Raw genomic sequence first — 26,346 nt, 5'->3', positions numbered from 1 at the left:
ATGGGCAGCTTATACAGCCAGCACATCACTTGGCTGCACCACTGGTCGGCAGGTATCAAACTCTGGTGCATCGCCTGCATAGGCTCTGGGATCTTTTGGGTAGATGGACTCGGGCCGCTGGTTATTACGGCTTTGTTCTGCATGGGATTGCTGTGCAGCCTCGGGCAGGCCATGCGTGCCATGCGGGGTTTGTTGACATCGTTGGGGCTGGCTGCACTGCTGATTGCAGGGTTCCACGCTCTCTGGGGCCAATGGGAAGTTGGGGTGACCAGTGCGTTGCGCTTGGCTTGCGCCGCTTGTCTTGGCATGGCCCTGACCGTGACCACCCGCAGCAGTGATTTGATCGATGTTCTGGAACAGGTGCTACGCCCTGCCCAATGGCTGGGGCTGCACCCAGAACGGATTTCTTTGCAACTGGCGCTGATGCTTCGTTTTGCCGAGCACTTTTTTGTTCAATGGCACAAGCTTGATCAAACCTACCGCTTGCGCACAGGCCAATCTGGCGGACGGCACCTGCTGGCGCCGTTGATTGTGCAACTGCTCCAGACTTCTCGGCGTGTGGCCGACGCGCTTTTTCTCCGTCTCGGCCCCTAAATTGTGTGATCTGAACTTGGAAAAACAATATGAACTACACCTTTGATCGAAATGAGTCTTATTCTTTTACTCTAATTGCTTTGTTTGCTGCCTTGATGGCCGTGATGGGCTTGATCCCCAAAATCGATCTGCCCTTTGGCGTACCCATTACCCTGCAATCTTTAGCCACCATGCTGGCGGGCTGTTTACTGGGTGCCCGCCGGGGCTTTCAGTCTGTGGCACTGTTTCTGTTGGCTGTGGCGGTGGGGCTGCCCCTGCTGGCAGGGGGGCGGGGGGGGATTGGTGTGTTCATGGCACCATCTGCCGGTTATTTGCTGGGTTACCCTGTGGCCGCATTGGTCACGGGGTTGGTCATGCGGTGGTTGCCATGCGTCACCCCCCGGCAAGCGGGCGTCAGTGCTTTTGTCGCTGCTGCGGTAGGTGGAGTTTTTGTCCTGCATCTCATGGGAATTGCGGGCTTGGTGCTCGTCGCCCAGATGGATGTCATGAAAGCCATGTGGGTAGATTTGGCATTTGTCCCCGGTGACTTGGTCAAATGCGTGCTGTGTGGCCTGATTGTGCACACCGTGTCCAAAGCCATGCCCGACTGGCGCTTGGGGGGCCAACCTTGAGAGCCATGTCTGGGCACCCACACGAATCCTTCTCTACATTGCATGGCCCCCTGGATTGGTGGGCGCGCCAACGCCCAGAAGTGGTGGCGTTGCGCAATGAACACACGGCGCTGAGTTTTGCCCAACTGCATCAGCGGGTTCATTCTAGGAGGGCAGCAATAGACAGCCAAAATCTGCCAGAGACAGTGCTGTTGCCTACCACGATGGGTGTGCTCGACACCTTGATTGAATTCTTGGCCGTGATCGCCTCGGGCCGATGTGCCGCCCTTGGTGATCCTGCGTGGCCCTCGCATATCTTGGCCGAGGTGGCCGCCAGCATTGCCGGGCTACCCCAGCCAGCACATCTACGGGCAGCGGCGGCCATCCCCCCCGCGTTGGCCCCTTGTTATATTGGGTTTACCTCGGGCAGCACGGGCCAACCCAAGGGCTTTCGCAGAAACCATTTGTCTTGGACAGAAAGTTTTCGGGCCAGCGTGACAGATTTTGGTGCCTGTGCCACAGGCCCAGTAGCGGCTCCGGGTCGCTTGTCGCATTCGTTGTTTTTGTTTGGCGCCATGATGGGACTATGGACTGGTGCAGGCGCCGTCGTCCAAGAGCGATTTTCTGCATCGGCAACGCTGGCGAGCTTGGCCCAAGGGCAGGCTTGTGTGTTGCTGGCGGTGCCTAGCCAACTGCTGCTCATGCTCGATACCGCACAACGCCAAGGACACCCCCCCATCGCCTCTACCACCTTGATTCTGATCAGTGGTGCCCGCTGGATGCGTGAACAGACCCCGCGTTTGCACACACTTTTTCCTAACGCCCGTTTGATCGAATTTTATGGGGCATCAGAAACCAGTTACGTTGCTTGGCGAGAGGCCGATGGTGCCAATGACTCGCAGGTGGTGGGGCAACCCTTTAGCAATGTAGAGCTGCGTATTGGAGATTGGCCGGTAGGCACACCCTGCGCAACGGGCACAGCAGGGCGCATTTGGGTGCGCAGTCCTATGCTGTTTATGGATTACGTGCATACCCAAGACCCTACTGCCGCCATACGCCATCACGATTGGTTGTCGGTAAGGGATATGGGTTGGCTCGATGCACAAGGGCAGTTGTATTTGTGTGGTCGTGAGAACCGGATGCTCGTGACGCAGGGCAAGAACTTTTTCCCAGAAGAAGTGGAGTCTTGCTTGCTCACCCACGGCGAGGTGGGTCATGCCAGTGTTCTGGGTCTGCCAGACAGGCTGCGTGGTTACCGTATCCATGCTGTGGTGCAACTCAAGGAAGGTGCCCACCCCGTTCCTAAGACAGCCCTCACGCATCTGTGTCGCCATGCCCTAGAACCGTATAAAACGCCACGGCGGTGGTGGCTGTGGCACGGCCCTTGGCCCCTGACCCGCAATGGCAAAACCGACCATGCAGCCATTGCACAAACGCTGGCATCCTTAGTAGGAAGCCCTGACTCTTGGACACAAGAGGGCATCACACCATGGCATTGACGGGTGGCGGCTGGCCCATCCTTGGGGGGGCGCGCAGTGCTGTCGCTCCAGTGGGCGGGGCTTTGTCCAAACTGGCAATTCATGAATTGGCCGCTCCTGTGATACAGCATTTGCTCGCGCAAATCCAGCTTCCGGTCAGTGCCGTTGATGCGCTGGTGTTGGGGAACGCCTTGGGGGCCAACGGCAACCCAGCACGCATGGTGGCACTGGCAGCAGGCTTGTCCACAGCCTGTCCAGCGATGACGATCGACACCCAATGCTGTTCAGGACTCGATGCCATCACCCAAGCCTGTGGCTTGCTGGCCTTGGGGCAGGCGCAAGTGGTGATTGCAGGCGGTGTGGAGGCCTGGAGCCGTGCCCCCATACGTATGCACCGGCCTGTGCAACCAGGCGAGATCGCCCAAAGATATGAGCAGCCTGCATTTGCACCGCCCCCCTTTCGTGATCCAGACATGCTCGAAGCAGCTGCCGACACGGCCCAGCACCTAGGAATCAGCCGCCAACAACAAGATGCCTACGCCATACAAAGCCACCAACACGCCATGCAAGCAGCACAGAGGATAGCTATGGAAATAGTGCCCGTGGCAGGGCTGGCAAACGACACTTATCCCCGCTTGATGCTGGCGCAACGTGTGGCCCGTATGCCCGCCATCCAGCACCGCCTACACGACACGGGTTTGGACTGTAGCCTGTCAGTGGTCGGCATTTCACCCAAAGCCGACGGTGCCGCTTTTGTCGTGCTAGCCACACCACAAGCATGTGAACGATGGAATTTACAGCCACAGGCTCGGTGGTTAGATTCTTTGAGCCAAGGCAGCTCCCCCGAAGCGCCCATGCTGAGCGTGATTGGCCCGGTCAAGAGCTTGCTCCAACGCCACCGCCTTCATCCTAAGCAGCTAAGTGCTTTTGAGTTGCATGATGCCTTTGCCGGACAAGGATTGGCCTTGTGCGATGCGTTAGGCATCTCTACCAGATGCATCAATCGACAAGGTGGCGGGCTGGCCAGAGGGCATCCCATTGGTGCCTCAGGCGCTATTGCTTTGGTTCGGGCGCTTAGCCAAATCAAACACGCCCACCCGCAGGCTCGGGCCATAGCCTGTGTGGCTGGAGCAGGCGGGTTAGGCACAGCAACCCTGTTAGCCCCTTGGTGATCCTCTATGCAGAGACACGTTTTATGAATACCTACGAGCGTTTGGTGCGTGACCGCCATTCTGTGCGCGCTTTTCTGCCCAACCCTATTCCCTTAGCCACTGTGCAACACATCATGACCACGGCCCGATGGGCCCCGAGTGGTGCCAATTTGCAGCCAGGGCATTTTTGGTACTTGCAAGGCGAGAGACGAGCGCATTTATCGCACGCCTTGTGTGCGGCCTTTCGCGCCGGGGTGCGTGAGCAGGAGGAATACGACTATTTTCCCCAACCCATGCCCATGCATTTGCGCAAACGCCAAGTGAGTGCCGCCCAAGCACTGTATGGTGCTTTGGGTGTGGAGCGGGGCGATACCCAAGCCAGAGCAGCCCAATTTGAGCAGAACTACCGTTTTTTCGATGCGCCGGTCGCACTGGTAGTCACCATACACCGGGACTTTGGCAGCGGTGGTTTTATGGATTTGGGTATGTGCCTGCACAGTGTGATGCTGGCAGCACAGGCCCAAGGGCTGGCAACCTGTGCTATTGGGGCACTTGCGAGCTACCCCCAACTGATCAAAGAATGTTTGGGGTTGGCAGACGATCAAATCGCGGTGTGTGGCTTGGCGATGGGCCAGGAAGACACGCAGCACCGCATCAACCAAACGCGCACCCAACGTTTGGACATGGCTGATTATTTCAGCGTCTTATGCTGAAGGGGCATACGGCCTTTGCCTAGGCTGCGCCGCACCGGGCGCAGCACACGCGAGGGGGCGGACAAGCTCCGGCCCGTAGCAGTCAACTCCGGCTGGCTTTGCCGTTGCGCCAACAACAAGGCTGCCTGCGTTGCCTGCCCTTGGGCATTGGCCAACTCCTGCCGCAATGCCGCCACCTGTGCTTGCTGCTGCTGATCCTGTTGTTGTTGGGCTGCCAGTTGTTGCTCCAACCGCGTCTGCAAACCCGCACTGTGGCGCTCTTGCTCCTGGAGTTGCTGCACTACTTGTTTGGTGTGTTGTCGCGCCCGATCCACTTCCGCCATCCAGCGACGCTCATGGTTGTGGTGACGCTCCTCCATGGCTTGGCGTTCGGCATCGGCCTGCGCTTGAACTGCTTCTATACGCAACTGCAATGCAGCATGTTGGGCCGTCAGTTTCTCTAGCAGCCCATGCTGGGCCGTGATCTCGGTTTCCCGCTGGGCCAAACTGCGCTGGCTGGCTTTCCAACGCTCATTGCTTTCTTGCAACTGCTGGGTGCAAAGTTGTAGCGACTCCTCCATCGCCTGCAAACGCTCACCCAAGGCGATTTCGCGGGCATTCAATTGCGCCCGGTCTTGTTCCAGTTGTTGGGACTGTGCAAGCAAGGCATCCCGGTCAGCACGGTAGGCAGCAGCGGCCAACTGCTCCGCCTCGTGGCGGGCTTGCTGCCACCAATCTTGTGATGCCTGCCATAAGGCAGGTGGCAAGCCATGCATCTGCTCCTGCGGTGCCTCTCCCCCCTGAAGCCGCTGCCCCAATGCACCAAACCAACGCTCCAGCATCGGACTCACGGTGTTGGGCGAACCCCGGCCTATGCGCTGGCGTATGCGCTCAATGGTTGGCCGCAAGCCTTCATGCAACAAGGCATCAGCTGCTTGGGCTACATCTTCGTACTGGATGCCTCGGGGCGTAGGGAAGGGAGTATTCATCAGAATCAGGGCTTTGGTGGAAAATAGCCCACGATAAGAAATGGTTATCGTGATCTATTTTTAATATTTGTAATATATCATACATACAATGTTATTTATATAACAATAAAGCAATGGAAACACCAAACAACATGCCTTTGGTCGATACGGCGAGCCCTTTGCAGCCCAGCACCTTGAGCGATCTGACGCAGAACGCCATAGATGCCCTGATGCAGGAAGGCGAATCGCAAAACACTGTGGCCAGCTATCGGGCCGCCATGCGTTACTGGGCTGCGTGGTACGGTTTGCGTTATGGCAGCCGTATCCAATTGCCGCTGCCTGTGGCTTGCATCTTTCAGTTCATCGTCGATCACGCTCAGCGCATGACGGCCAAGGGCTTGGCTGCCGAATTGCCCGCAGCCATTGCCGAACGATTGCAACAAGAGGGGTACAAAGGCAAAAGTGGCCCGATGGCCTACGCCACCTTGGCACATCGTGTGGCGGTCATGTCCAAGGCCCACCAATTGCGCGGACTAGCCAACCCGTGCATGGACGTGCAGGTGCGCGATTTGCTGTCGCGCACGCGCAAAGCCTATGCTCGGCGTGGTGCCCTGGCACAAAAAAAGGCGGCCTTGACCAAAGACACCCTCCAGGCACTGCTAGCCACCTGCGACGATTCCTTGCGTGGGCGGCGCGACCGGGCGCTGCTGTTGTTTGCCTGGGCCAGTGGCGGGCGCAGGCGTTCAGAAGTAGCAGAGGCCGAAATGCACCATCTGCGGCGACTGGGACCCAGCGAATTCGTCTACACCCTGTACCACTCCAAAACCAACCAAAGCGGGCAAGACCGACCAGAAAACCACAAACCACTCTTGGGGGTGGCAGGGCAGGCGCTGCAATCTTGGTTGGATGCCAGTGGCATCACCACAGGAGCTATTTTTCGGCGGGTGCTCAAGGGCGGGCACCTAGGGGGAGCATTGTCAGCCGCAGCGGTGCGTGACATTGTGCGAACACGTTGCGCACTGGCAGGTGTGGAGGGGGATTTTTCGGCGCACTCCTTGCGCTCGGGCTTTGTCACAGAGGCTGGACGCCAAAACGTACCCTTGGCCGATACGATGGCAATGACAGGCCACCAAAGTGTGGCCACGGTGCTGGGCTATTTTCGGGCGCAGACCAGCGTACTGAACCCGGCGGCACAACTTTTAGAAAAACATGAAACGCGGTGAGCCATCGCTAGCGAACAGGCGTCATGGCGGTAACGACCATCTTTCCGCCCTGGTGCGCCGCCATAAACAACACCTTATCCCCAGGCTTGACATGGGCAAGTAGGCTTTTGTCTTGGGCCGTAAAGACCATTGTCATGCTGGGCATGTCCAGATGCTGAATTGGCCCATGCTTGATCGTGATTTTCCCCGCATCCATATCCACCTTCTTGACCTCGCCTTCGGTCATGGCTGCAGTGGTCTGTGGCATTTCCATCTGGCTGTGGTGATCCATAGTGGCCGTGGTTTGTGCCATGCTGCTCAATGGCAGGGCCATGCCTATGGTCAGGGCAGAGACAGTGGTGATAGTTTGGACAATGTGCATAGTGATTCTCATGGGTATGTGTTGAGCGCAATGACGTCTGCATCCTGTGCTTGCCGGGTGCCGACTATTGTTTGCTGACCTTGACCTGCCCCCTCATTCCGGACTCATAGTGTCCTAGCATCAGGCAAGCAAAGTTCACGATACCGGCTTGGGTGAATTGCCAGACGATTTCCCCTTGCTCACCGGGGGCCAGGGTAATTTTGCTAGGCTCGTCGTGTTCCATATCAGGAAACTTTTTCATCTGTTCCAAGTGTTCGAGCAATTCGCGCTGAGTGCCCAAACTCAGTTCATGTTTGACTTGTCCTTTGTTCTTGACGATAAAGCGCACAGTCTCACCCTGCTTGACGCGGATATTGGCAGGTGTGTAGCGCATGTTGTCGGCCATCTCGATGGTGATGGTCTGACGCGCTTGGCTGGTTATGCCAGGCTTGCCGATCGCGGTCTCGTCGCTGTGATGCCCGTGGCCACCTGCATGGCTTGCGCTGGCAAAGGCGGTGCCGGACAGCGCCAGCGCCACCGCAACTGTCACACCATGAAGTACACGGCTTGTATGGATCATTGCCACTGTTCCTAGAATGAGATGGGCTGGGTCAGTGGTGGTCATGACCACCACTGGCACTGGGCTTACGTACCTTAACTTCGGTCGGGGTAACAGGCTTTTGGTGGCGCGGCATCGATTGCCCCCCCTCGGCCTTGAACCGTGCTGGCTCGGCAAGTGGGCCGGTGTATTCGTGGGCCATCGTGCCTTGGGGGTGCTTGAACCAGCCTGGGTTGCTGTAGTCGCCCGGCTTTTGGTCACGACGCACCTTCAACACACTGAACATACCGCCCATTTCTACCGATCCGAATGGGCCATCCCCAGTCATCATCGGGATGGTGTTGTCTGGGATGGGCATCTCCATTTCAGTCATGTCGGCCATGCCGCGCTCGCCCATCACCATATAGTCTGGAATCAAGGCATTGATCTTCTTGGCAATCCCACGGTGATCAACACCAATCAAGTTGGGCACGTTATGGCCCATAGCATTCATGGTGTGGTGGCTTTTGTGACAGTGGAATGCCCAGTCGCCTTCCTCATCAGCTAAAAATTCGAGTTGTCGCATTTGTCCGACAGCGATATCGGTGGTGACTTCATGCCAGCGGGTGCTTTTGGGTGTGGGGCCGCCATCGGTGCCCGTGATGAGAAACTCATGTCCATGCAGGTGGATCGGGTGATTTGTCATTGTCAAATTGCCTATGCGAATGCGCACCTTATCGTTCAAGCGAACATTCAGGGAATCAATGCCAGGAAAGATGCGACTGTTCCAACCCCACAAGTTGAAATCCAGCATCGTCATCGTCTTGGGGGTGTAGCTGCCGGGGTCAATGTCGTAGGCATTGAGCAAGAAACAGAAGTCGCGCTGCACCTCGTCAATCAGGGGGTGCTTGCCTTTGGGGTGTGTGACCCAAAAACCCATCATGCCCATTGCCATTTGTGTCATTTCATCTGCATGCGGGTGGTACATGAAGGTGCCCGGACGGCGTGCCACAAACTCGTATACAAAGGTTTTGCCTGGCTGGATGGCTGGCTGGGTCAAACCGGCCACGCCATCCATACCATTGGGCAGACGCTGGCCATGCCAATGAACACTGGTGTGTTCCGGCAGTTTATTCGTGACAAAAATGCGCACGCGGTCGCCTTCCACCACTTCGATGGTGGGGCCGGGGCTTTGGCCGTTGTAACCCCACAAATGGGCCTTGAAACCGGGGGCCATCTCACGCACCACGGGTTCGGCCACCAAATGAAACTCCTTGATGCCGTTGTTCATGCGCCAAGGAAGCGTCCAACCATTGAGTGTAACCACCGGGTTGTAAGAGCGTCCTGTGCTGGGCAACAGTGGAGGCATGGTGTGGGGATGGGTTTGCAACACCGGCTCGGGCAAAGCGGCGAGTGCCACACGGCTGACGGTACTGGCTGCCACCGCACCACCGGCGATACCAGCCCATTGGAAAAAGTCTCGTCTGGATGTCATGGTGTTCCTCTTGTATTCAATGCCCAGCGCCACCACTGCTGGGCACAAGGGACGTTACCGACAAAGAAGTCATCGTGGGACGCCCCAACAAAGAGGCCTGCAAGGCAGCATCGGCCTGCCAAAATTGCTGCTGTGCATCAATAGCAGCCATGACTGTGCCCACCTGATCGCGGGCGTCTGCCAACAACTCAAAGACACCTATCAACATGCCGTTGTAACGCAACTGGTTTTCTTCGGAGATCACTCGGCGCAAGGGCACCACCTCGTCCCGATAGTGCTTTGCCACATCGTAGGCCGTGCGGTAGGCCGAATAGCTCTCACGCAGGGTAGAGCCTGCGGCGCGCACCGTGGCCTCTAGCCGATGGGCTGCTGCCAGGGTCTGTGCGTTCCAAGCATCTCGCTGCATACCGCCTCCATCAAAAATTGGCAGCCGCACTGCCACCTCCCATCCACGCGGATGGGCATGCCCTCCAGCCATGTCGTCAAATGTGGTGTTGCGCCGGGCGGTCAGTTCAATGTCTGTGAAACTGGTGACAATGTTCAAGCCTTGTGCCTTGCCTGCACTGGTCAGTGCGTTTTGGGCCAGTCGGATGTCCAGCCGCCCTTGCGTGGCCTGTGCACCCACAACATCGGGCGCCAGCACAGCAGGGGGCAGATCGGGCAAACGCTCGGGCAGTTTGAGCTGCTGGGCCTGCGACTCATCCAGCCCTAGCAAACGCACCAGCTCCTCTTTGCGGGCAATGGCTTGGTGCTGGGCTGTGGCCAGTCGGGTGGCAGCCTCGGCATAAAAAGACTGTTCACGCGCACGACTGAGGCGATTGAAGTTACCCACCGACTGCATACGCCGTGCCAGTTCAGCACCTGCTTCGGCACTGGTGAATACTTGTCGCGCATAAGCCAACGTTTGCTGTGCTGCCACCGCACTCACCCAAGCCTGACGCACCTGCGTCACACGATCCACCACCTCTATGGATAAACGCAGCTGCGCCTGTTCGATGCGGCGTTCTGCAAGTCCAGCGCGGGCAGGCAAGGTTATAAGATCCCACAAGCCAAACGACAACGCACGACCCAGCTCCAATCCATCGCCAGCCACCATACGCTCAAAAGTAAACTGCGGATTGGTCATACGCCCTGTTTGTGCCGCATCAGCAGCTTCTGCCCATCCCTGTGCCAACAAGGCTTGCAACGCATGGCTGTTGGTTAATGCGATCTGTACGGCCTCTTGCTGCCCTACGGGGCGGCTCAGCAGTTGGTTGGCCCGTTGGGCATACTGTTGATGCTCTTGGCTGCTTTGGGCCAAGACCAGTTGGCCTTCAGTCAACCCTGCCACATTAGCTTGGATACGGCCAAGGTTTTGTTCAAGGCTGACACTGGCGCAACCAGACAAGCCTCCCACAGCAACAAATGCCCAAACCCATTTTCCCCAGTGGGCGGTGCTCGACCAATTCATCGCTGGGCCTCCCCATGATGACCGGCATGGGGATCGACAGGGACTGGCGCAGCAGCCCCCATTGCTGCTTCCTTGGCATACGCGCGCCAGCCACCGATCTGGCCTACGCGGTCGTTGGCGTTGTACCAAGATTGCACGGCCTGATCCGTATATGGCCGATAACTGGCAATGGCCGAGGTGTATTGCAATGTGATGGGTGCTGAATTGGCGCTGCCTTTCTCTGGCGGTGCCGCCAGCGCAGCCCCAGCGATCAGCCAACCAGACCACAGAAGCAAGCATTTGAACAGGGGCGAAGGGGGGGGGCTCACTGTGGGCTCCTCTCAAGGCATTGACACGGATGGCAAGATTTTGCCGCCGCCTCTCTGTCAAAAACATGAGCCGAAAATGACATTCATGTCATCTTGCGGGCAGACGGGCCATTTGCTGGCAGACTGATAGGCAACGATACGTGGAGCGGGCCGGTGAAAATATTGATTATTGAAGATGAACCCAAAACCGGTGAATACCTGTGCCAAGGCCTGAATGAGGCTGGGTTTGTGGCCGATCTGGCACCAAACGGCAGCGATGGGCTGCACTTGGCCCTGCACGGTGAATACGATCTGGTCATTTTGGATGTGATGCTGCCCACACTGAACGGCTGGCAGGTGTTGGCATCGCTGCGACAGCGTGGGTTGGAAATGCCTGTGCTGTTTTTGACCGCACGCGATCAGGTAGAAGACCGCGTCAAGGGGCTAGAGTTGGGGGCTGACGACTATCTGGTCAAACCCTTCTCTTTTGCCGAATTGTTGGCCCGCGTGCGAACCATACTGCGGCGCGGACGTGGCAATGGCATGAACAGCGACACCTTGCGTGTGGCCGATTTGGAACTCGATTTGCTGCGCCGCCGTATCACCCGAGGTGGACGGCGCATTGATCTGACGGCCAAAGAATTTGGCTTGTTGGAGTTGCTGATGCGGCGCCAAGGCGAGATTTTGCCGCGTTCGCTGATCGCATCGCAGGTGTGGGACATGAACTTCGATTCCGACACCAATGTGATCGAAGTAGCAATGCGTCGATTGCGGCTAAAAATTGACGATGGGCAGCCCGTCAAGTTGATCCAAACCGTGCGTGGCATGGGCTATGTACTAGAAATGCCACAAGAGCCTTGAATGCTGCACCGTCTGTCTCTGAGTGGCCGCCTGACCTTGTTTTTTACTTTGGTTGCTGCCAGCGTAGTGCTGGGATTAGGCGGGCTCTTTATGCTGGCGGCAGACCGTCACTTTATTGAACTCGATCGCAGCTCTCTGCAAGACAAGCAGCACCTTATCGAAGATATTCTGACCAGCGCCCATTCTGCCCAAGACATACACCAGCGCCTGTCTGAAACACTCAACCACCATCATGGGCTGTTTGTACGTGTCGTCAGCGCAGAAGGAAAGTCACTGTTTCAGACCGATGGCTTTCCACCAACAGACCGCTTGTTGCCTCCCGAACAAGAAGCATCTCTGCATGCCCTGCTTGGGTGGTGGCACCACCAGCACAGGCAATTTCGCACCCAACAGTTCAAAGCCCAGACGCAGTACCAACCCATCACCCAATTAGAGATTACCTTGGCTATGGACACCGTCCATCACCAGCATTTTTTGGATGACCTGCTGCAAACACTGGGGTTGTATGCGCTGGTGGCCATACTGGTAAGTGGTCTGCTGGGTTGGCTGGCTATTTACTACGGTTTGGCTCCGCTACGGGCCATCAAAACCCACGCAGCAGCAGTCACCGCTCAACGCCTGCAAGCATGTATGCCGGTGCAGGCCGTGCCCATTGAAATGGCCGATCTGGCCCAGACCCTCAACCAGATGCTAGAGCGGCTGCAAGACGATTTCCGACGGCTATCGGAGTTTTCTTCAGATCTGGCCCACGAGCTACGCACCCCCATCAGCAATTTGCTCACCCAAACACAAGTGACTTTGGCTGCCCCCAGAGACAACGTAGCGTATCGCGACATACTGGCCTCCAACGCCGAAGAAATGCAACGCCTGGCCCGCATGGTGTCGGACATGTTGCTGCTCACTAAGACAGAGCGTGGTGTGGATCTGCCCCACAAAGAACGCTTCATGGCTGCCGATGAAGCGCAGACTCTGCTGGACTTTTACGAGGCCGTAGCGGAGGACAAAGACATTCAGCTCACCTTGCAAGGCAATGGCAGCATTGAGGGGGATAGACTGATGTTCCGCCGGGCGCTGAGCAACCTGCTATCGAATGCGCTGCGCCATACCCCGGCAGGCGGTAACGTCAGGCTGACCGTGGTCACTTTGCCCACTGGCACCCAAGTCTCTGTTGAAAATACAGGTCAAGACATTGATCCATCCGCGTTGCCACGCCTGTTTGAGCGTTTTTACCGCGCTGACCCCGCACGCACACATCCCACTTCTGAGGGTGCTGGGTTGGGTTTGGCCATCACCAAAGCCATCGTGGAGGCACACGGAGGCCACACCAGCGTGAGTTCTGCCCACGGCATCACACGTTTTACTTTGGTGTTTCCTACCTGACACAAGGCGCGGTGTAGGGAGGGTGCAACTCAGGCTGCTGTGCGACTGAGCAGCGCCTGGCGGTTTTCGCTGGCACGCTCAAACTGGCGGGCGATGCTGTCGCAGACCAAATCGCACAGGGCATACACCGAAGGATCGGCAATGCGGTAGTAGACACAGGTGCCCCGACTCTCACGGGCGACCAACCCCTGCTGCATCATCAATGACAAATGCCGCGAAATATTAGCGGCGGTGTAGCCACACAACTGCGCTAACTCACCAACGTTGTGCTCTTCCTGACGCAAAAAATTCAGGATGCGCAGACGCGTTGGCTCCGCCAACACATGGAAGTAACTGGCTACTTGTTGCAGGGCTTCTGGAGGGAGATTCTTCATGGAAAAGGAAAGAACAGACAGTGAGGCCACATCGACACATCCATGCTGCTGGATGGAACGAATGTTACTCCATTTGACTAATTAGATGATTAGTTAAATAATCATTAAGTTATTCGGTTTTTGATATGAAGGAGCAAGGTCATGACCTCTTGGCAAATCGTGCGCTTGGTAGCAGGCATGTTCATTCTTTTATCGTTGGCACTGGGTGTTCCGGGCAGCCCCATCTTCATGAGCCAATGGTGGCTGGCCTTTACGGCTTTTGTGGGTGCCAATTTGTTGCAGAGTGCCGTGACCCGCTGGTGCCTGATGGAAACCCTATTGCGCAAATTTGGTGTGCAACCCGGCTGCTGAGTGCCAGAAGGAAACCGCTGTGCAAAATCGGATCGATGTAGAAAATTGTCTGTTGGTGGATGTGCGCTCGCCCGGCGAGTTCGCGGCAGGCCATGTTGCTGGGGCCATCAATGTACCCCTAGACCGACTGACCCAAGAAGCAGCCCATACCTTACCTGACAAGAACCGGCCCTTGCTGGTCTATTGCCTGTCTGGTGCCCGTTCGGGCATGGCCGTGCAATGGTTACAGCAAACCGGATACGCCCAAGCCATCAACGGCGGTGGTGTTAGCACGGTCGCTTTGCAACTGGGCCGCGCAGTCCAACGCCTTTGAGAACACACCGTACCCGTGCCCTTATTCCGCCGGAATCTCTCTCTTACACAAGGACACCCTGATGAAAACAGCCCATGATTTGGTCGTCCAAGCCAAAAGCGGCATCCGCGAGGTATCGCTCGACGATGCAGAACAAGCCATCCGCGATGCCGACCTGCTGCTGGATGTGCGCGAGGCCGATGAGTTTGCCGCAGGTCACTTGCCTGGAGCCATTCTGGTGCCGCGGGGCTTGTTGGAGTTTCGATTGAGCAGCACCCCAGCGATGGAACCCCGAGACCTCAAGATCGTGCTGTATTGCAAGACCAGTGGCCGAGCGGCCTTGGCGGCTCGGGCCATGCAAGAGATGGGCTATTTGAATGTGCAATCCATTGCTGGTGGCTTTGATGCTTGGACTGCTGCTGCCAAACCCATTGCCAAACCAGAACAACCCTCGTTTGACTAAAAACACCCAGGAAAAAACATGAAAACCAATATTGGTGGAATTGACCGTATTTTGCGTATTGCTGTCGGGTTGGTGCTGATCGCTTTGGCCGCCACAGGTACTGTGGGCTGGTGGGGCTGGATCGGTGTGGTGCCGCTGCTGACAGGGGTGTTTCGTTTTTGCCCTGCTTACACCCTGCTGGGCATCAATACCTGCCCTCTCAACAAACCCTGAACCGAGATAGCACTGGGGGCTATCGCTTTATGTTTGCCAAAACACCAAGGCGGCCACCACTGCTATGACCACAGCGGCCAGTATGGGCTTGAACAGGCGGTTTATTCCTGCGGATGGGTGTTCGGCCCCCTGACCGCAGCCGCAACCTGGACAAGCCGCTGCGGGCGAAGACGTGCTGCACGCCCCTGCCACTGTTGAGCCTGTTTTGAGGTTGGCTTGGATAGCTGCTTTGCGTTGCAGTAGGGCGCCCAGCTCTTGCTCGGTCAACAACGGTGGGCTGTGTGGGCTGGTTTTATGGTTCATCTTCCAGACAATATCGCAGATTTCACTTACGAGCCAACCAGACCCCCAAGGCGGTCAGGCCCATACCTATCAGCGCCAAGCCGGTCAAGGTCTCGCCAAACAACGCCCATGCCATCAATGCAGTAGTGGGGGGCGTGAGGTAAAACAAGCTGGCTACATTGACAGCACTGCCCCGACGGATAAGCGTGTTGAGCAAACTAATAGCCCCAACAGACAGCACCAGAACCAACCAGCCCAAGGCAAAAACAAAGTCACTGCTCCAATGCACGGTCATGGTTTCTGTTTGATAGGCTACCAGTGCGGTCAGGAGCAGACAAGGTAAAAACTGAATCACCGAACCACTGCGCAAATCAAAGGCTGGACAAAACCGCTTTTGGTACAAGGTGCCAGCGGTAATGCCCAGCAAGGCAAAAACAGCGGGCAACAACATCGTCAGCAAAGCGGTGCCACTGGTATCGGCCACCACCTTGTGCGCTACCACCAAACCGACGCCAACAAACCCTAGTCCCAAACCCATCCATTGGGTTGTGCGGACACGTTCGCCCAAGAACACCCCTGCCCCCAAAGCGGTCAATAAAGGTTGCAAGCCCACCACCAAGGCCGTTACCCCGGCAGGCAAGCCATGGCTGATAGCCACAAACACACCACTGAGGTAGACCCCATGCACCAACAACCCAGAGACACCAATATGCAGCCATTGCCTTGCGGTGCGCGGCCAAGGCGCACGCATCAGCCAAGCGGCCATACCCATCAGCACCAGCACACACAGATAGCGCCAACACAGAAAGGTTAAAGGCTCTGCATCTGGCAGCCCAAACTTGGCTCCAATAAACCCAGTGCTCCACAAAGCGACAAAAAGCAATGGATACAGTGGGGTCAAAATGCTTGATAGCCCGGTGGTTGGGGTGGAGTGCATCTGTATCTATGGCAGCAGCAAGTTGGAGGGTGAATACTGGTCTGTGAGCACCTTGACCCCCACAGCTTGGGGCTGAAGGCTAAAGCGAGGCAGCAAATCGGCAGAAGACAGGCCGAACAGGGCCAGCCGCTGTTCCCATGCCTGTGCATGGTGTTGCACTGCCGACAACGGAGGCAGACCATCGCGGCGGGCAAACAAAATACGGTTGCCGCCATGCAACTCCACTTGGTAGAGTTGCCCAAAAACGGCTTGGTAAGTAGCGGCCTCATGGCGAGCCAGCGCACCGGCGGCAAAAGTGTTGGCCGCCAGCACACCGTTGGGGGTGAGCAGGCTATGCAACTGCTGCAAAAACTCGCGCGTAAGCAGATGCTCTGGAATGTAATCGCGGTCAAACGCATCGACCAGCACCACATCGTATTGTGCTGCGCGCCGCTGCTGCTGGCGCACAAATACGCGGGCATCTTGCACATGGGTGCGCACATGGGCATTTTCTTGGTAGCGAAAATGCGAGCGTGCCACTTTGACCACCGCCGGGTCTAACTCCACGGTGTCAATTTCTAACTGTGCATCGAGCGTGTGCAGCGCCATCGGCAAAACACCGCCACCCAGCCCAATAATCAGTACCTTGCGCGGAGCGGGGGCCATGTACAGTGCCGCCAATAAGCCCTTGGTGTAATTGAGTACCAAGCGTTGCGGTTGCATGAGGTGGATACAAGTTTGCCGCGCATGCAGGCGGCCAAACTTCATGCAGCGGTAGCTACCGTCTTCGCTTTCCACCACCAAAATGTTGCGGTACAGGGATTTTTCTTGGTAAATGGTGTGTAGCAGTTGAAACTTGTCTTCCTGCATGGCATAGGCTGGTGTAGCCAACAAGGCCGATGCCAGCACAGGGATGGTGGCGAGCTGATGGTGGCGCAGCATCATCGGGGCAGTTTAGCCAACGGCAGCCGGTCTAGCACCATCAAGGCCAGCCCTATACTGGCTGAAACAGCCATCAAGCACAGCAAGATGGTGTGGATTTCTAGGTAAAGCACCAAATAGAACGATGTGATCAGTGTGCCTGCCGCAGACCCCAAGGTCGAGACAAAATACAAACGCCCGGCTGACAAGCCAGAGCTGTCGAGTGCCACAATCAGCAAGCGCACGGCATAAGGCGAAATCATGCCCGAGAACACCGTGGGCGCACCAAACAGCAACAACGAGCCGAATAAAGAGCCATAGCGTGGGTCAGGGATGGCCTCGGATAAAGCCTCTAGCACGGTATCGCCCAGCACAATAATGGGCAGGGCCAGTACGGCCTCGCCCAGCAGCAACAGTCCCAGTTTGGTCAAAGAGGGCTGCTGTAACGATAAGCGCCCGCCCAGCAAATAGCCCACCGACAGGCAGGCCATGAACACGGCAATCACGCCACCCCAGACAAAGATGCTGTTGCCAAAAAACGGGGCCAGCAAGCGCCCGCCCAACAGCTCTACGCCCATGACAAAAAAGCCGCTCCAGCCCGCGGCTTTGTAAATCAGCAGGTGGCGCAGGGGCAGCATCAACCCAAGGCCGCAATCACTTCGGGGGGGGCTTGCACCAACTCAATCAGCACGCCTTCACCGGCAATAGGGAACTGCTCGTTGCTCTTGGGGTGCAAAAAGGTGATGTCGTAACCCGCAGCGCCTTTGCGGATACCACCGGGGGCAAAGCGCACCCCTTGGGCGGTGAGCCATTCCACAGCCACGGGCAGGTTGTCAATCCACAGGCCAATGTGGTTGAGCGGCGTGGTGTGGACGGCGGGTTTTTTCTCGATGTCCAGTGGCTGCATGATGTCTACTTCGACCTTGAATGCGCCTTGGCCCATGGCGAGGATGTCTTCATCCACGTTTTCACGCTCACTTTGGAAAGTGCCGGTTTGCTCTAAGCCCAGCATATCGACCCACAGGGTTTTCATGCGTTGCTTGTCGGTGCCACCAATGGCGACTTGCTGGATGCCCAGCACTTTGAACGGACGGGGAGTGGTGCTCATAAGAATGCCTCCGATTTTGCGATAAAAAAGGGGCACAAGGCCCCTTGGAGTGGTTTGAAGCTGCGTTTTAGGCAAATTCAATAATCACTTGGTCCACGCTGAGCGATTCGCCCTTGGCGGCCACAATTTTGCCAACCACGCCATCTTGGGCCGCAAACAGCACATTCTCCATCTTCATGGCCTCAATCACGGCCAGCTTTTCACCCGCTTGCACGGTTTGGCCGGGCTGCACCGCCACATCCACCAGCAGGCCGGGCATGGGCGAGAGCAAGAACTTGGACAAATCTGGCGGTGCCTTGTAGGGCATGAGCGCATGCAGCTCAGCCCCACGGGGCGACAACACCATCGCTTCGATTTGCGTGCCGTTGTGGCTGATACGCAGGGCCAGCGGGTTTTTGGCCGTGCCGCGCTCGACTTGGGCAGTAAAGCCCATGCCATTGCATTGGCCCTGCACGCGAATTTGGCCCAGCGTAGCGGTGCTGCTGATTTGGTAGGTTTTGCCATCTACCAGCACGGCGCTGGAGCGGGCGTGGCCTGCTACTTCAAAATCACTCACCGAGACTTGGTGGTATTCGTTGTGGCCACCCACACCCAACACGGCCACAGTGAATTTCTCGCCCACTTTGACTTCGTGCCCAGCCAACTGACCGCTGATGCCCGAGGCGCGAGCGCGGTAACGGCGATTCATGTAAGCGGCCAAAGCCACCAAGAACAGCGGGTCTTCGTGCGGCACATCGGCTGCATGGAAGCCTTGGCTGTAGTGCTCGGCGATAAAACCGGTGTTGAATTGGCCGGTGACAAACTTGGGATGGGCCAACAGTGCCGCTTGGAACGGAATGTTGCTGCTGATGCCGCGAATGACAAAGCCATTCAGCGCAGCACGCATTTTGGCGATGGCATCGTTGCGATCAGTACCGTGCACGATGAGTTTGGCAATCATCGAGTCGTAGTACATCGGGATTTCACCACCCTCGTACACACCGGTATCCACACGCACACCATGCTTTTTGCTGGTGTCGGACTGGAACATGCTTTCTTCGGGCGGCTGGAAGCGCACCAGACGGCCAGTCGAAGGCAGGAAGTTGCGGAAGGGGTCTTCGGCGTTGATACGGCACTCAATTGCCCAGCCGTCACGCTTCACTTCTTCTTGCGTCAGGGGCAAGGACTCACCGGCGGCGACGCGAATCATCAGCTCGACCAAATCCAAGCCGGTGATGCACTCGGTCACCGGGTGCTCTACCTGCAAGCGGGTGTTCATTTCCAAGAAGTAGAAGTCTTGGTCTTTGCCCACCACAAATTCGACCGTGCCAGCCGATTGGTACTTCACGGCCTTGGCCAATTGCACCGCTTGCTCGCCCATCGCTTTGCGCGTGGCATCCGAGATGAAGGGGCTAGGCGCCTCTTCAATCACCTTTTGGTGGCGGCGCTGAATCGAGCATTCACGCTCATTCAGGTAAATGACGTTGCCGTGGCTGTCGCCCAAAATCTGGATTTCGATGTGGCGCGGCTCTTGCACGAATTTTTCGATAAAGATGCGGTCATCGCCAAAGCTGTTGCGGGCTTCGTTTTGGCAGCTGGCAAAGCCTTCAAAGGCTTCCTTGTCGTTAAAAGCGACGCGCAAACCCTTGCCACCACCACCGGCCGATGCCTTGATCATGACAGGGTAGCCAATGCCCTTGGCAATTTCCACGGCTTGCTCGGGGCCAGAGATGGCATCGTTGTAGCCGGGAATGGTGTTGACCTTGGCGGCATTGGCCAGCTTCTTGGAAGCGATTTTGTCGCCCATAGCGGCAATCGAGTGCGCCTTGGGGCCGATAAAGGCAATGCCTTCGTCTTCGCAACGCTGGGCGAAGGCTTCGTTCTCACTCAAGAAGCCATAGCCGGGGTGGATGGCCTGTGCGCCGGTTTGCTTGGCAGCGGCAATGATTTTGTCGGCCAGCAAGTAGCTTTCGCGGCTGGGGGCAGCACCAATGTTGATGGCTTCGTCGGCCAGCTTGACGTGGCGCGCTTCGCGGTCGGCATCGGAATACACGGCGACCGTTTTAATGCCCATTTTGCGGGCGGTAGCGATGACGCGGCAGGCGATTTCGCCACGGTTGGCAATCAGAATTTTGGTAAACATGTTCTCGTTCTCCTGGATGGCGCAGACTTACAGCGGAATGTTCCCGTGCTTGCGCCAGGGGTTGTCGAGCTTCTTATCGCGCAGCATGACCAAACTGCGGCAAATGCGCTTGCGGGTTTCGTGCGGCAAAATCACATCGTCGATAAAGCCACGCGCACCGGCCACGAAGGGGTTGGCAAAGCGTTCTTTGTATTCGGCTTCGCGGGCAGCGAGCTTGACCGGGTCGTTTTTGTCTTCGCGGAAGATGATTTCTACCGCACCCTTAGCGCCCATCACGGCAATTTCGGCATTGGGCCACGACAGGTTCACGTCGCCGCGCAGGTGCTTGGAGCTCATCACGTCATAAGCGCCGCCGTAGGCTTTGCGCGTGATGATGGTGATCTTGGGCACGGTGCATTCCGCATAGGCGTACAGCAGCTTAGCGCCGTGCTTGATGATGCCGCCGTATTCTTGCGCGGTACCGGGCATAAAGCCGGGCACATCGACAAAGGTAATCACGGGGATGTTGAAGGCATCGCAGAAGCGCACAAAACGGGCCGCCTTGATGCTGCTCTTGATGTCCAAGCAACCGGCCAGCACCAGCGGCTGGTTAGCTACGATGCCCACAGTTTGGCCTTCCATGCGGCCAAAACCAATCACGATATTTTTGGCGTAGTCGGGCTGCAACTCAAAGAAATCGCCATCGTCCACCGTTTTGACAATCAGCTCCTTCATGTCGTAGGGCTTGTTTGGATTGTCTGGTACCAGCGTATCCAACGACATATCGGCGCGGTCTGCCGGATCGTTGCTGGGGCGCACCGGGGGCTTTTCGCGGTTGTTCAGCGGCAGGTAGTTGTAGAGGCGGCGCAGCATTAGCAATGCTTCGACATCGTTCTCAAAGGCCAAATCGGCCACACCGCTCTTGGTGCTGTGGGCAATCGCGCCGCCGAGTTCTTCGGCCGTTACGTCTTCGTGCGTCACGGTTTTGACCACTTCGGGGCCAGTCACGAACATGTAGCTGCTGTCCTTGACCATGCAGATAAAGTCGGTCATGGCGGGCGAATAGACCGCGCCACCAGCGCAGGGGCCCATGATCATGCTGATTTGTGGAATCACGCCCGAGGCCAACACGTTGCGCTGGAACACATCGGCATAACCGCCCAAGCTGGCTACGCCTTCTTGAATACGCGCACCGCCCGAATCGTTCAGGCCGATCACCGGAGCGCCCACCTTCATGGCTTGATCCATCACCTTGCAGATTTTTTCTGCATGGGCTTCGGACAGCGCACCACCAAACACAGTGAAGTCTTGGCTGAACACAAACACCAAACGGCCATTGATCATGCCGTAGCCAGTGACCACACCATCGCCGGGGATTTTGTTCTCGGCCATGCCAAAGTCGGCACAACGGTGCTCGACAAACATATCCCATTCTTCAAACGTACCTTCGTCCAGCAGCAACTCGATGCGCTCGCGGGCGGTGAGTTTGCCTTTGGCGTGTTGTGCGTCAATACGGCGCTGACCGCCGCCCAAGCGGGCGAGTTCGCGCTTGTGCTCCAGTTTTTCTAGGATTTCGTGCATGTCGTTCCTTTGGTTGTGTAGGGGGGAGAGGTAAGGGCGCTTCTGGTGTTTAGCGGCTATGGGCCAGAAGCAGATTTCTTGCAGCGGTGGAGGGGGCCAAACGGCCCGCCGCCACATCCGCCAGCGTGTGCGGTAGCAGTGCCTGTACTTGCGGGTGCTGACGAAAAGCCAGCTTCAGCCCGGCATCAATGCGTTCCCACATCCAGCTCAGGGCTTGTTTTTCGCGCCGGACGGCCAAACGGCCATTGGTGGTTTGCAGTTGCCGGAACTCCGACACCGCTGCCCAAAAGCCATCCACACCTTGGCCCAACAGGGCGCTGATTTGCACCACCTTGGGATGCCAGAGCGCCTCATTGTGGTGGGCATGTTCTGGGTTGCCATGCTGGCCCAGCAAACGCAGGCTGGAGGTGATTTGCGCTTCGGCGCGCGTGGCTGCGTTTTTGTCGATGTCGGCCTTGTTGATGACGACCAAATCGGCCAATTCCATCACGCCTTTTTTAATCGCCTGCAAATCATCACCGGCATTGGGCAATTGCAGCAGCACAAACATATCGGTCATGTTGGCGACTGCGGTTTCAGATTGGCCCACACCCACGGTTTCTACAATCACAATGTCGTAGCCAGCCGCTTCGCAGACCAGCATGGCTTCGCGGGTTTTTTCGGCCACGCCGCCCAACGTGCCACTGCTGGGGCTGGGGCGGATATAGGCCCGCTCTTGCACCGAAAGCTGCTCCATGCGGGTTTTGTCACCCAAAATGGAGCCACCCGAGACGCTACTGGACGGGTCAATCGCCAGCACTGCCACCCGATGTCCTTGGCCGATCAGATACAGGCCCAGCGTTTCGATAAAGGTGGATTTGCCCACCCCCGGCACACCGCTGATGCCCAAGCGCAAGGCTTTGCCGGTGTGTGGCAACAGGGCCGTCAGCAGCTCATCGCCCTGTGCGCGGTGGTCAGCCCGGGTGGACTCCAGCAGGGTGATGGCCTTGGCCATCGCCCGCCGCTGTTGCACTGCATTGCCGTGCAACAGGGCTTCTTGCAGCGCCAGCACGGCCATGCTCACGCCGCTTGGGCCTTGCGGATTTGTTCCAGCACGTCTTTTGCGCTGGCCGGAATCGGGGTACCGGGGCCGTAAATGCCCTTCACACCGGCTTCGTACAGGTGCTCGTAGTCTTGTACCGGAATCACGCCACCCACAAACACGATGATGTCGTCTGCGCCTTGGTCTTTCAGGGCTTGGATGATGGCAGGCACCAACGTTTTGTGCCCAGCAGCCAAGGTACTGACACCCACGGCATGCACGTCGTTTTCAATTGCTTGGCGCGCACATTCTTCGGGGGTTTGGAACAGCGGCCCCATGTCCACGTCAAAGCCCAAATCGGCAAAGGCGGTGGCTACCACTTTAGCGCCCCGGTCGTGGCCGTCTTGGCCCAGCTTGGCAATCATGACGCGCGGACGGCGGCCTTGGGCCTCGGCAAAGGCGTTGATTTCTTCTTTCAGCTTGTCCCAACCCTCGGCAGAATCGTAAGCAGCAGCGTACACACCCGTCACCTTTTGTGTGTCGGCACGATGGCGGCCATACACTTTTTCCAACGCATCCGACACTTCACCCACGGTAGCGCGCAGACGGATAGCCTTGATGCTTAAATCGAGCAAATTGCCTTGGCCGGATTCGGCGGCAGCGGTCAGGGCATCCAAAGCGGCTTGCACGGCAGCATTGTCGCGGCTGGCCTTGATCTGGTTCAGGCGCTGCACTTGGCCCTCGCGCACCTTGACGTTGTCAATTTGCAGGATATCGACCGGGTCTTCTTTCGCCAGCTTGTATTTGTTCACGCCGACGATCACGTCTTTGCCGGAGTCAATACGCGCTTGCTTTTCAGCCGCAGCGGCTTCAATTTTCAGCTTGGCCCAGCCCGAATCGACCGCTTGGGTCATACCGCCCATTGCTTCGACTTCTTCAATGATTTTCCAAGCCGCGTCCATCATGTCTTGGGTCAGCTTTTCCATCATGTAGCTGCCAGCCCAAGGGTCAATCACGTTGGTGATGTGGGTTTCTTCTTGGATGATGAGCTGGGTATTGCGGGCAATACGGGCCGAGAACTCGGTGGGCAGGGCGATAGCTTCGTCCAATGCGTTGGTGTGCAGGCTTTGTGTGCCACCAAACACAGCCGCCATGGCCTCAATGGTGGTACGCACCACGTTGTTGTACGGGTCTTGCTCGGTCAGGCTCCACCCCGAGGTTTGGCAGTGTGTGCGCAGCATCAGGCTCTTGGGGTTTTTGGCATCAAAACCCTTCATGATGCGGCACCACAACAGGCGGGCAGCACGCATCTTGGCGACTTCCAAGTAGAAGTTCATGCCAATCGCCCAGAAGAACGACAGACGACCGGCAAAAGCGTCCACGTCCATACCCTTGGCAATGGCGGTTTTGACGTATTCTTTGCCATCGGCCAGTGTAAAGGCCAACTCCAGCGCCTGATTAGCGCCAGCTTCTTGCATGTGGTAGCCCGAAATCGAAATCGAGTTGAACTTGGGCATGTTCTGCGCCGTGTACTCGATGATGTCGCCAATGATTTTCATCGATGGCTTGGGCGGGTAGATATAGGTGTTGCGCACCATGAACTCTTTCAGAATGTCGTTCTGAATAGTTCCAGAGAGCTTGTCTTGGCTCACGCCTTGTTCTTCTGCCGCCACCACATAACCCGCCAGCACCGGCAGCACCGCACCGTTCATGGTCATGGACACCGACACTTTGTCCAACGGAATCTCGTTGAACAAAATTTTCATGTCTTCTACCGAGTCAATGGCGACACCGGCCTTGCCCACATCGCCCGTGACGCGGGGATGGTCAGAGTCGTAACCCCGGTGGGTTGCCAAGTCAAACGCCACCGACACGCCTTGGCCGCCAGCGGCCAGCGCCTTGCGGTAAAAAGCATTGGATTCTTCAGCGGTAGAAAAACCGGCGTATTGGCGAATTGTCCAAGGGCGCACCGCATACATGGTGGCTTGCGGGCCGCGCAGATAGGGCTCAAAACCGGGCAGGGTGTTGGTGTGGCGCAAATCAGCCGTGTCTTCGGCGGTATAGAGTGGCTTGACGACGATACCGTCAGGGGTCGTCCAGTTCAGGGCATCGACATTGCCACCGGGGGCCGATTTGGCGGCGGCACGTTGCCAGTCCTCAAGAGAGGCTGTTTTGAAAGAATTTTCGTTAGGGCTGCTCATGGGCATGGTCTCCGGTCGCTAAGAGAGTGGCTGGCTCGCTCGCAATGCTTCGCAGGCCCGCACGACGGTGGCGAGTGTACCGCATCCGTAATTATTAATTTATAGTTTTTTTCGGTACCATTGCGCCCATGTCTGCCGTCACCCTGACCCCCCGTGCACTGTACGAAGAAGTGGCCGAACAACTGCGCCAGCGCATTTTCCGCCGCGAGTTGGAACCCGGCTGCTGGATTGATGAACTCAAGATTGCCGAAGAATTTGGCATCAGCCGCACGCCGCTGCGCGAAGCATTGAAAGTCTTGGCTGCCGAAGGGCTGGTCACGATGAAGGTGCGCCGTGGCGCTTACGTGACCGAAATGTCTGAAAAAGACCTGCGCGATGTCTACCACCTGCTCAGTCTGCTGGAAAGCGATGCTGCGGGGGTCGTGGCGGCACAGGCCAGCGCAGCACAGTTACAGGCACTGCAAGAGCTACACGCCGAACTCGAAAGTGCCGTGCATGAACGCGAACGCTTTTTTGCCCTGAACGAGCAATTTCACATGCAATTGCTGGAGCTGGCAGACAACCGCTGGCGCAGCCAAGTGGTGACGGATTTGCGCAAAGTGATGAAGCTCAACCGGCACAACTCGCTGTTCAAGCAGGGCCGGATGGCGGACTCTTTGCGCGAACACCGGGCTATTTTGACGGCGCTCACGGCCCGCGATGCCGCTGCTGCGGCCCAAGCCATGCAAACGCATTTTGCCCAAGGCCTAGAGGCCGCTACACCTTAGGGCATGGCCGTGACAAAGGCCACCACGGCCTGAATGTCTGCATCGCTCATGCTGCGCATGGTGGGGGTCATGATGGATTTGGCCAATGGCCCCGATTGGGCCGTGCGGTAGCGGTCTAGCATTTTGCGCAAATAACCCGGCTGCTGCCCCGCAATGCGGGCGATTTGCTCATTACCCAAACCATTGGCACCGTGGCAGGCCAAACACTGCTTCTGGTACACCACCTTGCCTTTATCCGCCAGTGCAGGTGTGGTGCTGGGTTTGTGGTTGACGGTTTGCGCCGAATAAAACAGTACCATGCCCACTTTTTCGTCGCTGTTCATGGATTTGATCATGCCCTCCATGAACTCATTGCGCCGCTGCCCCGTGGCAAACAGGCGCAATTGCTCCAACAGGTAAGCAGGATTTTGTCCTGCCAGATTCGGAATGTCGGGATTCAGGCTGTTACCACCATCGCCGTGGCAGTGGACGCAGACGGCAGCCACTTTGCGGCCCAGTTTGAACAGGTTTTCTTCTAACGCCGGATTGGCTTGCACTTCTTTCAAACGGGCACTTAGATCCACATCGGCGGTGGCCCGTGCCCTGGATGGCTGTGCAGCCACTGGCTGCAAGGCACACACTGCAAGCAATGCGGTGGCCAAGGCCACTGGAATGCGTTTCACCATGAATAAATCCCTTCCGGAAAAAGGGCATTCTAGATTGAAGCTG

General features: G+C 57.2%; 30 protein-coding genes. 13 read left to right on the top strand and 17 right to left on the bottom strand.

The window, feature by feature from the left end; genetic code table 11:
• From ACFO6X_RS04185 to ACFO6X_RS04165, 5 genes are read left to right on the top strand one after another with little or no spacing between them, the layout of a single operon-like run.
• Window positions 1–594 carry an energy-coupling factor transporter transmembrane component T family protein gene (locus ACFO6X_RS04185; protein ID WP_382430346.1) on the top strand — a complete coding sequence of 198 codons (594 nt, stop codon included), beginning with the start codon at window positions 1–3 and terminating at the stop codon, window positions 592–594.
• A 29-nt stretch (window positions 595–623) separates the two neighbouring features.
• Window positions 624–1,205, top strand: coding sequence for a biotin transporter BioY (locus ACFO6X_RS04180; RefSeq protein WP_382430344.1), 582 nt, complete (start codon window positions 624–626; stop codon window positions 1,203–1,205).
• Between the two features lie 5 nt (window positions 1,206–1,210).
• A complete protein-coding gene (locus ACFO6X_RS04175; protein ID WP_382430342.1) occupies window positions 1,211–2,683 on the top strand; it encodes an AMP-binding protein in 1,473 nt (490 codons plus the stop codon).
• Window positions 2,674–3,834 (top strand): thiolase family protein, encoded by a 1,161-nt coding sequence (locus ACFO6X_RS04170; protein ID WP_382430340.1) that lies wholly within the window; start codon window positions 2,674–2,676, stop codon window positions 3,832–3,834. Before ACFO6X_RS04175 ends, ACFO6X_RS04170 begins: the two co-directional genes overlap by 10 nt.
• 23 nt (window positions 3,835–3,857) lie before the next feature.
• Window positions 3,858–4,526, top strand: a complete 669-nt coding sequence (locus ACFO6X_RS04165; protein WP_382430338.1) for a nitroreductase — start codon at window positions 3,858–3,860, stop codon at window positions 4,524–4,526.
• Here the strand turns inward: ACFO6X_RS04165 and ACFO6X_RS04160 are convergent.
• Window positions 4,505–5,494 (bottom strand): DNA-binding protein, encoded by a 990-nt coding sequence (locus ACFO6X_RS04160; RefSeq protein WP_382430336.1) that lies wholly within the window; start codon window positions 5,492–5,494, stop codon window positions 4,505–4,507. The genes ACFO6X_RS04165 and ACFO6X_RS04160 overlap by 22 nt on opposite strands.
• A gap of 113 nt (window positions 5,495–5,607) precedes the next feature.
• On the opposite strand from ACFO6X_RS04160, the gene ACFO6X_RS04155 reads away from it, so the two are divergent.
• Window positions 5,608–6,696: a tyrosine-type recombinase/integrase gene (locus ACFO6X_RS04155; RefSeq protein ID WP_382430334.1), complete on the top strand. Its 1,089-nt coding sequence runs from the start codon at window positions 5,608–5,610 to the stop codon at window positions 6,694–6,696.
• Between the two features lie 7 nt (window positions 6,697–6,703).
• Here the strand turns inward: ACFO6X_RS04155 and ACFO6X_RS04150 are convergent, their stop codons facing one another.
• From ACFO6X_RS04150 to ACFO6X_RS04130, 5 genes are all read right to left on the bottom strand, one after another.
• Window positions 6,704–7,057 (bottom strand): copper-binding protein, encoded by a 354-nt coding sequence (locus tag ACFO6X_RS04150; RefSeq protein ID WP_382430332.1) that lies wholly within the window; start codon window positions 7,055–7,057, stop codon window positions 6,704–6,706.
• Window positions 7,058–7,121: 64 nt separating this feature from the next.
• Window positions 7,122–7,616, bottom strand: coding sequence for a cupredoxin domain-containing protein (locus ACFO6X_RS04145; protein WP_382430520.1), 495 nt, complete (start codon window positions 7,614–7,616; stop codon window positions 7,122–7,124).
• Window positions 7,617–7,647: 31 nt separating this feature from the next.
• Complete coding sequence (locus ACFO6X_RS04140; protein WP_382430330.1) at window positions 7,648–9,069, bottom strand: multicopper oxidase family protein; 1,422 nt, start codon at window positions 9,067–9,069, stop codon at window positions 7,648–7,650.
• A gap of 16 nt (window positions 9,070–9,085) precedes the next feature.
• The gene (locus ACFO6X_RS04135; RefSeq protein WP_382430328.1) at window positions 9,086–10,519 is read right to left on the bottom strand and encodes a TolC family protein; all 1,434 of its coding nucleotides are present in this window, start codon (window positions 10,517–10,519) and stop codon (window positions 9,086–9,088) included.
• A complete protein-coding gene (locus tag ACFO6X_RS04130) occupies window positions 10,516–10,827 on the bottom strand; it encodes a hypothetical protein (protein WP_382430326.1) in 312 nt (103 codons plus the stop codon). Before ACFO6X_RS04130 ends, ACFO6X_RS04135 begins: the two co-directional genes overlap by 4 nt.
• Before the next feature lie 153 nt (window positions 10,828–10,980).
• Between ACFO6X_RS04130 and ACFO6X_RS04125 the strand changes: the two genes are divergently transcribed.
• Together ACFO6X_RS04125 and ACFO6X_RS04120 are read left to right on the top strand one after the other, a co-directional pair.
• Window positions 10,981–11,667 carry a heavy metal response regulator transcription factor gene (locus ACFO6X_RS04125; RefSeq protein ID WP_382430324.1) on the top strand — a complete coding sequence of 229 codons (687 nt, stop codon included), beginning with the start codon at window positions 10,981–10,983 and terminating at the stop codon, window positions 11,665–11,667.
• On the top strand, window positions 11,668–13,047 hold the full coding sequence (locus ACFO6X_RS04120) for a heavy metal sensor histidine kinase (protein ID WP_382430322.1): 1,380 nt from the start codon (window positions 11,668–11,670) through the stop codon (window positions 13,045–13,047). It abuts the gene before it with no gap.
• 29 nt (window positions 13,048–13,076) lie between these two features.
• On the opposite strand, the gene ACFO6X_RS04115 is transcribed toward ACFO6X_RS04120, so the two are convergent.
• Window positions 13,077–13,421 carry an ArsR/SmtB family transcription factor gene (locus ACFO6X_RS04115; protein WP_382430320.1) on the bottom strand — a complete coding sequence of 115 codons (345 nt, stop codon included), beginning with the start codon at window positions 13,419–13,421 and terminating at the stop codon, window positions 13,077–13,079.
• Between the two features lie 141 nt (window positions 13,422–13,562).
• On the opposite strand from ACFO6X_RS04115, the gene ACFO6X_RS04110 reads away from it, so the two are divergent.
• The 4 genes from ACFO6X_RS04110 (at window position 13,563) to ACFO6X_RS04095 (ending at window position 14,740) form a co-directional block, all read left to right on the top strand.
• A complete protein-coding gene (locus ACFO6X_RS04110) occupies window positions 13,563–13,772 on the top strand; it encodes a YgaP family membrane protein (protein ID WP_382430318.1) in 210 nt (69 codons plus the stop codon).
• Window positions 13,773–13,791: 19 nt separating this feature from the next.
• A complete protein-coding gene (locus tag ACFO6X_RS04105) occupies window positions 13,792–14,085 on the top strand; it encodes a rhodanese-like domain-containing protein (RefSeq protein WP_382430316.1) in 294 nt (97 codons plus the stop codon).
• A gap of 61 nt (window positions 14,086–14,146) precedes the next feature.
• Window positions 14,147–14,527: a rhodanese-like domain-containing protein gene (locus ACFO6X_RS04100; protein WP_382430314.1), complete on the top strand. Its 381-nt coding sequence runs from the start codon at window positions 14,147–14,149 to the stop codon at window positions 14,525–14,527.
• An 18-nt stretch (window positions 14,528–14,545) separates the two neighbouring features.
• Window positions 14,546–14,740: a YgaP family membrane protein gene (locus ACFO6X_RS04095; RefSeq protein WP_382430312.1), complete on the top strand. Its 195-nt coding sequence runs from the start codon at window positions 14,546–14,548 to the stop codon at window positions 14,738–14,740.
• A 27-nt stretch (window positions 14,741–14,767) separates the two neighbouring features.
• On the opposite strand, the gene ACFO6X_RS04090 is transcribed toward ACFO6X_RS04095, so the two are convergent.
• The 9 genes from ACFO6X_RS04090 to scpA form a co-directional block, all read right to left on the bottom strand.
• The gene (locus tag ACFO6X_RS04090; protein ID WP_382430310.1) at window positions 14,768–15,043 is read right to left on the bottom strand and encodes a hypothetical protein; all 276 of its coding nucleotides are present in this window, start codon (window positions 15,041–15,043) and stop codon (window positions 14,768–14,770) included.
• A 22-nt stretch (window positions 15,044–15,065) separates the two neighbouring features.
• Window positions 15,066–15,959 (bottom strand): DMT family transporter, encoded by an 894-nt coding sequence (locus tag ACFO6X_RS04085; protein ID WP_382430308.1) that lies wholly within the window; start codon window positions 15,957–15,959, stop codon window positions 15,066–15,068.
• 6 nt (window positions 15,960–15,965) lie between these two features.
• Window positions 15,966–16,883 carry a spermidine synthase gene (locus tag ACFO6X_RS04080; RefSeq protein ID WP_382430306.1) on the bottom strand — a complete coding sequence of 306 codons (918 nt, stop codon included), beginning with the start codon at window positions 16,881–16,883 and terminating at the stop codon, window positions 15,966–15,968.
• On the bottom strand, window positions 16,880–17,497 hold the full coding sequence (locus ACFO6X_RS04075; protein WP_382430304.1) for a fused MFS/spermidine synthase: 618 nt from the start codon (window positions 17,495–17,497) through the stop codon (window positions 16,880–16,882). Before ACFO6X_RS04075 ends, ACFO6X_RS04080 begins: the two co-directional genes overlap by 4 nt.
• The gene (locus tag ACFO6X_RS04070) at window positions 17,497–17,967 is read right to left on the bottom strand and encodes a VOC family protein (protein WP_382430302.1); all 471 of its coding nucleotides are present in this window, start codon (window positions 17,965–17,967) and stop codon (window positions 17,497–17,499) included. The genes ACFO6X_RS04075 and ACFO6X_RS04070 overlap by 1 nt, the downstream gene beginning before the upstream one ends.
• 67 nt (window positions 17,968–18,034) lie before the next feature.
• A complete protein-coding gene (locus ACFO6X_RS04065; protein ID WP_382430300.1) occupies window positions 18,035–20,089 on the bottom strand; it encodes an acetyl-CoA carboxylase biotin carboxylase subunit in 2,055 nt (684 codons plus the stop codon).
• A 27-nt stretch (window positions 20,090–20,116) separates the two neighbouring features.
• Window positions 20,117–21,649 carry an acyl-CoA carboxylase subunit beta gene (locus tag ACFO6X_RS04060; protein ID WP_382430298.1) on the bottom strand — a complete coding sequence of 511 codons (1,533 nt, stop codon included), beginning with the start codon at window positions 21,647–21,649 and terminating at the stop codon, window positions 20,117–20,119.
• Between the two features lie 49 nt (window positions 21,650–21,698).
• Window positions 21,699–22,706 (bottom strand): methylmalonyl Co-A mutase-associated GTPase MeaB, encoded by a 1,008-nt coding sequence (meaB, locus tag ACFO6X_RS04055; RefSeq protein ID WP_382430518.1) that lies wholly within the window; start codon window positions 22,704–22,706, stop codon window positions 21,699–21,701.
• Between the two features lie 2 nt (window positions 22,707–22,708).
• Entirely contained in the window at window positions 22,709–24,871 is a 2,163-nt protein-coding gene (gene scpA, locus ACFO6X_RS04050) for a methylmalonyl-CoA mutase (protein ID WP_382430296.1), read from the bottom strand.
• 128 nt (window positions 24,872–24,999) lie between these two features.
• Here scpA and ACFO6X_RS04045 point away from each other — a divergent pair, with 128 nt between their 5' ends.
• A complete protein-coding gene (locus ACFO6X_RS04045; RefSeq protein WP_382430294.1) occupies window positions 25,000–25,638 on the top strand; it encodes a GntR family transcriptional regulator in 639 nt (212 codons plus the stop codon).
• On the opposite strand, the gene ACFO6X_RS04040 is transcribed toward ACFO6X_RS04045, so the two are convergent.
• The gene (locus ACFO6X_RS04040) at window positions 25,635–26,303 is read right to left on the bottom strand and encodes a c-type cytochrome (RefSeq protein WP_382430292.1); all 669 of its coding nucleotides are present in this window, start codon (window positions 26,301–26,303) and stop codon (window positions 25,635–25,637) included. The genes ACFO6X_RS04045 and ACFO6X_RS04040 overlap by 4 nt on opposite strands.
• Window positions 26,304–26,346: the final 43 nt, after the last annotated feature.

This window comes from Giesbergeria sinuosa (assembly GCF_042652905.1).
Classification (GTDB): Bacteria; Pseudomonadota; Gammaproteobacteria; order Burkholderiales; family Burkholderiaceae_C; genus Simplicispira; species Simplicispira sinuosa.
Note: the sequence above shows the minus strand (reverse complement) of the source record. Positions and strands in the feature narration are given on the sequence as shown.

Coding starts and splice junctions, on each gene's coding strand:
- ACFO6X_RS04185 (WP_382430346.1), top strand. CDS start 1: ATGGGCAGCTTATACAGCCAGCACATCACTTGGCTGCACCACTGGTCG.
- ACFO6X_RS04180 (WP_382430344.1), top strand. CDS start 624: ATGAACTACACCTTTGATCGAAATGAGTCTTATTCTTTTACTCTAATT.
- ACFO6X_RS04175 (WP_382430342.1), top strand. CDS start 1,211: ATGTCTGGGCACCCACACGAATCCTTCTCTACATTGCATGGCCCCCTG.
- ACFO6X_RS04170 (WP_382430340.1), top strand. CDS start 2,674: ATGGCATTGACGGGTGGCGGCTGGCCCATCCTTGGGGGGGCGCGCAGT.
- ACFO6X_RS04165 (WP_382430338.1), top strand. CDS start 3,858: ATGAATACCTACGAGCGTTTGGTGCGTGACCGCCATTCTGTGCGCGCT.
- ACFO6X_RS04160 (WP_382430336.1), bottom strand. CDS start 5,494: ATGAATACTCCCTTCCCTACGCCCCGAGGCATCCAGTACGAAGATGTA.
- ACFO6X_RS04155 (WP_382430334.1), top strand. CDS start 5,608: ATGGAAACACCAAACAACATGCCTTTGGTCGATACGGCGAGCCCTTTG.
- ACFO6X_RS04150 (WP_382430332.1), bottom strand. CDS start 7,057: ATGCACATTGTCCAAACTATCACCACTGTCTCTGCCCTGACCATAGGC.
- ACFO6X_RS04145 (WP_382430520.1), bottom strand. CDS start 7,616: ATGATCCATACAAGCCGTGTACTTCATGGTGTGACAGTTGCGGTGGCG.
- ACFO6X_RS04140 (WP_382430330.1), bottom strand. CDS start 9,069: ATGACATCCAGACGAGACTTTTTCCAATGGGCTGGTATCGCCGGTGGT.
- ACFO6X_RS04135 (WP_382430328.1), bottom strand. CDS start 10,519: ATGAATTGGTCGAGCACCGCCCACTGGGGAAAATGGGTTTGGGCATTT.
- ACFO6X_RS04120 (WP_382430322.1), top strand. CDS start 11,668: ATGCTGCACCGTCTGTCTCTGAGTGGCCGCCTGACCTTGTTTTTTACT.
- ACFO6X_RS04115 (WP_382430320.1), bottom strand. CDS start 13,421: ATGAAGAATCTCCCTCCAGAAGCCCTGCAACAAGTAGCCAGTTACTTC.
- ACFO6X_RS04110 (WP_382430318.1), top strand. CDS start 13,563: ATGACCTCTTGGCAAATCGTGCGCTTGGTAGCAGGCATGTTCATTCTT.
- ACFO6X_RS04100 (WP_382430314.1), top strand. CDS start 14,147: ATGAAAACAGCCCATGATTTGGTCGTCCAAGCCAAAAGCGGCATCCGC.
- ACFO6X_RS04095 (WP_382430312.1), top strand. CDS start 14,546: ATGAAAACCAATATTGGTGGAATTGACCGTATTTTGCGTATTGCTGTC.
- ACFO6X_RS04090 (WP_382430310.1), bottom strand. CDS start 15,043: ATGAACCATAAAACCAGCCCACACAGCCCACCGTTGTTGACCGAGCAA.
- ACFO6X_RS04085 (WP_382430308.1), bottom strand. CDS start 15,959: ATGCACTCCACCCCAACCACCGGGCTATCAAGCATTTTGACCCCACTG.
- ACFO6X_RS04080 (WP_382430306.1), bottom strand. CDS start 16,883: ATGATGCTGCGCCACCATCAGCTCGCCACCATCCCTGTGCTGGCATCG.
- ACFO6X_RS04075 (WP_382430304.1), bottom strand. CDS start 17,497: ATGCTGCCCCTGCGCCACCTGCTGATTTACAAAGCCGCGGGCTGGAGC.
- ACFO6X_RS04070 (WP_382430302.1), bottom strand. CDS start 17,967: ATGAGCACCACTCCCCGTCCGTTCAAAGTGCTGGGCATCCAGCAAGTC.
- ACFO6X_RS04065 (WP_382430300.1), bottom strand. CDS start 20,089: ATGTTTACCAAAATTCTGATTGCCAACCGTGGCGAAATCGCCTGCCGC.
- ACFO6X_RS04060 (WP_382430298.1), bottom strand. CDS start 21,649: ATGCACGAAATCCTAGAAAAACTGGAGCACAAGCGCGAACTCGCCCGC.
- meaB (WP_382430518.1), bottom strand. CDS start 22,706: ATGGCCGTGCTGGCGCTGCAAGAAGCCCTGTTGCACGGCAATGCAGTG.
- scpA (WP_382430296.1), bottom strand. CDS start 24,871: ATGAGCAGCCCTAACGAAAATTCTTTCAAAACAGCCTCTCTTGAGGAC.
- ACFO6X_RS04045 (WP_382430294.1), top strand. CDS start 25,000: ATGTCTGCCGTCACCCTGACCCCCCGTGCACTGTACGAAGAAGTGGCC.
- ACFO6X_RS04040 (WP_382430292.1), bottom strand. CDS start 26,303: ATGGTGAAACGCATTCCAGTGGCCTTGGCCACCGCATTGCTTGCAGTG.